This window comes from Streptomyces flavofungini, assembly GCF_041028215.1.
Lineage (GTDB): Bacteria > Actinomycetota > Actinomycetes > Streptomycetales > Streptomycetaceae > Streptomyces > Streptomyces flavofungini_B.
This window is the reverse complement of sequence record NZ_JASKYR010000579.1, coordinates 1-6,100: the sequence shown is the minus strand read 5'-3', so window position 1 is coordinate 6,100 and position 6,100 is coordinate 1. Positions and strand designations below refer to the sequence as shown.

7 protein-coding genes are annotated in these 6,100 nt (G+C 73.4%); 5 read left to right on the top strand and 2 right to left on the bottom strand.

Going from position 1 to position 6,100, the window contains the following annotated elements; genetic code table 11:
* The coding region (locus AB8Z36_RS30115; protein WP_440582031.1) for an exopolysaccharide biosynthesis polyprenyl glycosylphosphotransferase at positions 1-1,518 on the bottom strand (1,518 nt) is incomplete at its 3' end.
* Positions 1,515-2,672, bottom strand: coding sequence for a glycosyltransferase (locus AB8Z36_RS30110; RefSeq protein WP_369216550.1), 1,158 nt, complete (start codon positions 2,670-2,672; stop codon positions 1,515-1,517). The genes AB8Z36_RS30110 and AB8Z36_RS30115, both read right to left, overlap by 4 nt.
* Positions 2,673-3,058: 386 nt before the next feature.
* On the opposite strand from AB8Z36_RS30110, the gene AB8Z36_RS30105 reads away from it, so the two are divergent.
* The 5 genes from AB8Z36_RS30105 (at position 3,059) to AB8Z36_RS30085 (ending at position 5,909) form a co-directional block, all read left to right on the top strand.
* Positions 3,059-3,298, top strand: coding sequence for a chaplin (locus tag AB8Z36_RS30105; protein WP_369216549.1), 240 nt, complete (start codon positions 3,059-3,061; stop codon positions 3,296-3,298).
* A 305-nt stretch (positions 3,299-3,603) separates the two neighbouring features.
* The gene (locus tag AB8Z36_RS30100; protein WP_369216548.1) at positions 3,604-4,158 is read left to right on the top strand and encodes a hypothetical protein; all 555 of its coding nucleotides are present in this window, start codon (positions 3,604-3,606) and stop codon (positions 4,156-4,158) included.
* Between the two features lie 152 nt (positions 4,159-4,310).
* On the top strand, positions 4,311-4,586 hold the full coding sequence (locus AB8Z36_RS30095) for a hypothetical protein (protein ID WP_369216547.1): 276 nt from the start codon (positions 4,311-4,313) through the stop codon (positions 4,584-4,586).
* A 172-nt stretch (positions 4,587-4,758) separates the two neighbouring features.
* Complete coding sequence (locus AB8Z36_RS30090) at positions 4,759-5,259, top strand: DUF5949 family protein (RefSeq protein WP_369216546.1); 501 nt, start codon at positions 4,759-4,761, stop codon at positions 5,257-5,259.
* Positions 5,259-5,909 carry a vitamin K epoxide reductase family protein gene (locus tag AB8Z36_RS30085; RefSeq protein ID WP_369216545.1) on the top strand — a complete coding sequence of 217 codons (651 nt, stop codon included), beginning with the start codon at positions 5,259-5,261 and terminating at the stop codon, positions 5,907-5,909. The genes AB8Z36_RS30090 and AB8Z36_RS30085 overlap by 1 nt, the downstream gene beginning before the upstream one ends.
* Positions 5,910-6,100 lie beyond the last annotated feature (191 nt).

Genomic DNA, 6,100 nt, shown 5'->3' with positions numbered 1-6,100 from the left:
GCGGCGCACGAGGCAGCCGACGGTGCGCAGCAGGATGCAGAGGTCCTGCCAGAAGGACCAGCTGTCGATGTAGGCGTTGTCGAACCGGCAGCGGTCCTCGATGGAGGTGTCGCCGCGCAGCCCGTGGATCTGGGCGAGTCCGGTGATGCCGGTGGGCATCCGGTGCCGCTGCGCGTAGTGCGGGTAGGCCTGGCTGAACTGCGTGACGAAGAAGGGCCGTTCGGGGCGCGGCCCGACCAGGCTCATGTCGCCCCGCAACACGTTCCAGAGCTGCGGAAGCTCGTCCAGTGAGGTGCTGCGCAGGAAGCGGCAGAACGCGCTCATCCGGTGCTCGTCCGCGACGCTCCACCGGGTGGCGGCCTCCTGCGGATCGGCCGGCCGGTGGGTGCGGAACTTCAGGAGTGTGAAGAGCCGTCCGTCCTTGCCCACGCGCTCCTGCCGGAAGACGACGCCGGGACCTTCCGTGACCCGCAGCACGAAAGCGCAGGTCAGCAGGGCGGGCGCGGCGATGAGCAGCAGGACGCCGGAGACCGCGCAGTCCAGGAGCCGCTTGCCGAGGCCGATCCTGCGGCCCCCGGCGGGCAGCAGCGGGCGGCAGGGGAACCCCGCCACGTGAGTCCGGGCGCTCTCCTGGCGCGGGGTCATGCCAGGGCCGCGCGGGTCGATCTCCCAGAGGTCGACGCCGAGGCCGCGCAGGGCGGGCAGCCGGTCGGCGGGCCCGGGTCCCCGGCCCGCGAGCAGCAGGACGGCGGACACGTCGTTCTGGATGACGGCCCGGTGGAGTTCGTCCTCCGTACGGAGCACCGGGAGTCCGGGCTGCTCGGCGCCGTCCTCGTCGGCGGGCCGCTGCTCACCGGTCTCGTCCACCACGCCGACGGGACGCATCCCGCAGCGGGGCCGCCGCAGCAGGGCGGCGGCCAGGGCCTGGGCCTGCCCGCCGGGGCCGAGCACGAGGACGGGACGTGGTCTTCGCAGGGCCCGGGAGCGCAGGTGGCGGTGGATCAGGGCGCGCCCGCAGACGCTGATCAGGCACTGCGCGGCGGCCACTGTGAGCAGGGTGCGCAGGGGGAGCGGCGGCGCGAGCGCGGGCAGGGCGGGCGCGAGCACCGCGGTGAGCAACCAGCCGAGTGCCACGCGTCCGCAGAGCGAGGGCACCTCGTCGAGGGTCGCGGGCAGGGCGGTGTACGCGTACAGGCGGCCCCGGGCGTTCAGGGCGATGACGCCCGCGAGCAGCAGGGGCGCGAGCAGGGCGTACCGCCGCGGCTCGCCGAGCAGGAGCAGGGCGAGGAGCGCGGCCACGGCGTCGGCGGTGACCAGGGCCGCCGCCGTGCGGCGCCCGCGCGCGGGCCGCCGGGCCGGTGTCCCGGCACGGGCACCGCGTGCGCCCCGTGGCGCCACGACGAGGGGCCCCGCCGGGGCGTGCTGGTCCGCCATCGGCGGTCCCGCGGCGGACATCGGCTGCCCTGCGGCGGACAGCGGCTGTTCGGTGGAGGAGGCGACGGTTCGTTCGGCACTCACGTGGGCGTGCACTCCCTGTACTTGATGGGCGCCGGGCCCAAGAGCTCGCGGTACACCACGTCGATCGCCGCCGCGGTCCGCCGGGTGTCGTGGTGATCGAGGACATGACGGCGGCCCCGCCGCCCGAGCGCGGACCGCAGCGAGCCGTCCCGCAGCAGGCCGAGCAGCGCACGGGCCAGCGCCGCCGGGTCCGTGGGCGGTACGAGGCAGTGCGCGCGGTCGGCCGCGGGCAGGCTCTCCCTCGCCCCGTTCACGTCGGTGACGACCACCGGACGGCCGCAGGCCATGGCTTCGAGCGGGGCCAGGGCCATGCCCTCCCAGCGGGAGGGCAGGACGACCACGTCGGCCGCCCGGTACCAGTCGGCGGCGTCGTCCGCGGCCCCCGCGAACGTGACGGTCCGGTCCGCGAGGTCCCGCAGCCCGGCCGCGTCGGGCCCGTCCCCGACCAGCACGAGACGGGCGCCGGGCAGCGCGGCGGAGACGGCGGCCCAGGCGCGGAGCAGGATGTCCTGCCCCTTCTGCCTGCACAGCCGCCCCACGCAGACCACGAGGGGGGCCCGCGCGAAGGAGGGGGAAAGCAGCCGGTCGCGGGCTTCACCCCGGGGCCCCGGGGTGAAGCGTCCGACGTCCACCCCGTTGGGGATCACGGAGTACGCGCCGCCCACGCCCGCCCTGCGGCCGGTGATCCACTCGGCCTCGCTGACGCAGACGAAGCGGTCCGTCCACCGGGCGGCGCGCCGCTCCCAGCAGCGGGTCAGCGGCGCGGTGGCGCCGCCGACCGCCTCGAAGGACCAGGCGTGCGGCTGGAAGACGGTCGGGACGCGCCCCCGCAGGGCGAGGCGCGCGGCGAGGCCCGCCTTGGCGCTGTGGGCGTGTACGAGCGACGGGCGTACGGCGGCGATGACGCGGGCCAGGTCGCGCACCTCGGCGGCGAGCCGTGGCCCGGGAGAGCGCGACGCCGTCCAGGGGTGGCCGCGTACGCCGCCGTCGGCGGTGTCCCAGATGCGGGGCAGCCGTCCCTGGTCGGGACAGGCCACGTGGACATCGGCGCCCGCCGCCGCCTGCGCGCGGGCCAGGTCGGTGACCACCTGGGCCACGCCGCCCTCGACGGGCTGGCTGACGTGCAGGATCCGCGAGCCCGGGGAGTGACGCATGACGGCGTTGGCCTTCCGACGTGAAGAGCTCTGAACCACAGCGGAGATGGGGTATTTGCAGTGAATGAGGGAATCTGACGTATATGACTGAAATGCCCCAAAGGGAAGCGCAACTGTAGCTCGAAAGAGGAGCACCTCCGCCGATCCCCGCACGTGTGTCGGACCGGTGAAAGGCATGGTGGGGCGGGGTCGGCGGGGACGACACGCGCGCCCGCCGCGCTCACCGCCCCGCGGGCCGCCGCGTCAACCTGCGCTGCCGCCGTCAGCGGGGCGCACCCCGCACATCACTCTTCTGGGCGCACAACTCGTCGTCGGGGTCGGCAGTTGATCCCCGTATACGGGCATCCGGCCCGTACGTCGCACCCCTCACCAAGGAGCAGCACTCCATGTCCCGTACCACCAAGGCTCTCGCCCTCTCCGCCGTCGCCGCCGCAGCAGTGGCCGGATCCGCGGGTGTCGCCGCCGCCGACGCCGGAGCACAGGGCGCTGCCACCAACTCCCCCGGCGTCATCTCCGGCAACAACGTCCAGGTGCCGGTCCACGTCCCCGTGAACCTGTGCGGCAACACGGTCGACATCATCGGTCTGCTGAACCCGGCGTTCGGCAACCAGTGCGCGAACGACTGACACGTCGTCTGAAGAACGGCCGTCCCCGCATCGGCGGGGGCGGCCGTTCTTTGCGTCCGGCGCGCCCGAACGGCTCCCCGGCGCGCCCGAACGGCTCCCCGGTGTCCCCGAACGGCTCCCCGGTGTCCCCGAATGGAGGGCCGCCCCGCGCGCAGCGGACCATCCGTCACATCCGCGCCTCACCTGCGCCGATGCTTCCGTGTGCCCGTCAGGGGGGCGGCCTGCGGGAGCCGTTCGGTTGCGGTGGGCGGGCGCCGCTCGCACGGTGATCAGAAGATCCGACGTTCACCGAAAGGCTGTGACCTATGCGCGCTCTGCCCGTACGGCGAATCGCGACGACCACCCTGTGCGCGACGCTGCTTCTCGGCACCGCAGGACCCGCGCTCGCCTCCGATGACACCGCTCCCCGTGAGGAGACCAGGACCGCGCCCCGCGCGCCCGCCACGCCGGAGTCCCTGCTGATCCGGGCGAAGGAGCTGCACGACGCGGGCGGCGTCGTCACCCCCGCCGCCGACCTGGTGGTGGCGGTGCTCCAGGCCAAGGACCACAAGCTCTCGGCGGCCCAGGCCGAGGAGCACGCGGAGGCCGTGCGGAAGGCGGCCGCCGCCGAGCCGCGCGACCTTCCGGACGACGAGGCGACGGCCGGCAAGGCGCCGGAGCCTCCCGTCGGCGGCCTCGGTGACCTCCAGGGCACGATCGACAAGCTCCTGACGGCCACCACCAAGGGTGACCTGACGGGCGTGCTCAAGGAGGCGCCCAACCTCCTGACGGGGCTGCTGAAGACGGTCCTCGGCGGGACCGGCGGCGCGGCCCAGCCCGCCGCACCGGCCGCGGGAGCGCCTGGGACGTCGACGCTCTGAACCGGTGAGCCGGTGAGCCGCTCCGAGGACGGCAGGCAGTCTTCATTTGTGCGGGTTTGTGGAAGTTCCCGGCCGAGGGGTTTCCGTACCGGCCCGTGCTCGTTGGTTCCTTTTGAAGTGACACGACACGCGTTGCCGAAGAAGGGAACAAGATGAAGGCCATGAAGGCTGCCGCTGTCCTCGCCGGTTCGATCGCCGTCGCCGGTTCCGCCGCGCCCGCGTTCGCCGGTGACCTGACGCCCTCCAGCCTCAACGGCGGCCTCGACACCCTCGCGAGCCAGGGCCTGGTCCACGCCGCGCCGGTCAACACGAACATGCTCGACCCGCAGAACCGCGACTCCGTGATCAACGCGGTCAAGGACACCCTCCAGGGGCTGAACTCCGGTGGCCAGGGCAAGCTCCTCGGCGGCCTTCCCGTCGGCCAGTAGTGGCGGAACGTATCGCCACCGCACACGTCACACCTCGCACGAAAACCAGTTCGATTTCGCGCCGCCCTGGGTCCCGCCCACGTGACCCCATCGTGTGATGGCCGCCCGGGGCTCCGCCACATGGGTGACAACGGAGCCGGTCGCCCCCTTCGGCGTCTATACGGTTCCCCCCATGACCTCAACTTCCAGCGAGCAGCGCCCCCTCAAAGCAGCCGACCTCGGCACCCTGGCTGTGCTGGCCTGGAGCGGTGAGAGCGACGAGGACCAGGAGGACATGCCCTTCCTCATCGGCTACTCCCTCGGCGACACCGAAGGCGGCCCCGAGGCGACCGCGGAGGCGATGAGCGCCCTGCTCGCCACCACCGGACTGCCCGTCGGCGGCCCGCTCGTCGACGTCGCGCGCAGGCCGTCCCTGCCGGTCAGCCTCCTCGTCGAGGCCGAGCAGGCCGTCGTCGCCATGCCCCACCTGAACGCCCAGTGCGCGGTGCCCCCGGAGTGGCTCGCGGCGGCCAGGAAGCGGGGCTACGCCTACTTCGTGATCACCACGCGCGCGTGGCCGGACGCCGCGCCGGGGCGGCCCGTGTCCGAGCAGGACCTCAGTGCGTTCGCGGGCGCCGAGGAGACCCTCCTCAACGCCGCGCACTGCCTGCTGCCGATCCGCAGCCTCCGCTGATGAGCGCCACCGAACTGCCGCCCCGGGTGCCGCCGCAGGCCTCCGGGGCGCGCGGTACGGCCACCGCGGCGCCCCCCGAAGCGCCCGGCCGGTGGTTCGGCGTGCTCCTCGTGGTCACCGGTGCGGCCGGGCTGCTCGCCGCGTGGGTCATCACGCTCGACAAGTTCAAGCTGCTCGAAGACCCCGACTTCCAGCCGGGGTGCAGCCTCAACCCCGTCGTGGCCTGCGGCAGCATCATGAAGAGCGAGCAGGCGTCGGCCTTCGGCTTCCCCAACCCGCTCCTCGGCCTCGTCGCCTACGCCGTCGTGACCGGCGTGGGCGCGAGCGTGCTGGCCGGGGCCCGCTTCCCCCGCTGGTACTGGCTGACGCTGAACGCGGGCACCCTCTTCGGTACCGGCTTCTGCACCTGGCTCCAGTTCCAGTCGCTCTACCGCATCAACGCGCTCTGCCTGTGGTGCTGTCTCGCCTGGGCCGCGACCATTCTCATGTTCTGGTACGTGACGGCGCACAATGTGCGGCGCGGTTTCCTTCCCGCGCCCAGCGGGCTGCGTACGTTTGTCTCCGAATGCGGCTGGGTCTTTCCCGTACTGCACATCGGAGTCATCGGCATGCTCATCCTGACGCGCTGGTGGGAATTCTGGACGAGCTGAGAACGGGCGGAAATCGGCGAGGGGCGGCACGGCGGATGAGCGGGTCGGAATCAATGGCGGGACATGGGCGGTGCGGGGTGCGGCGCGTGACGCGCCGTCATCTCCTCGGTGCCGCGGCCGCCTCCGTCCTCGCCGCCGCCGGTGTCATGCGGGCCCCGTGGACCCCGGACGAGCAGAGCCCGCCCCCGCTC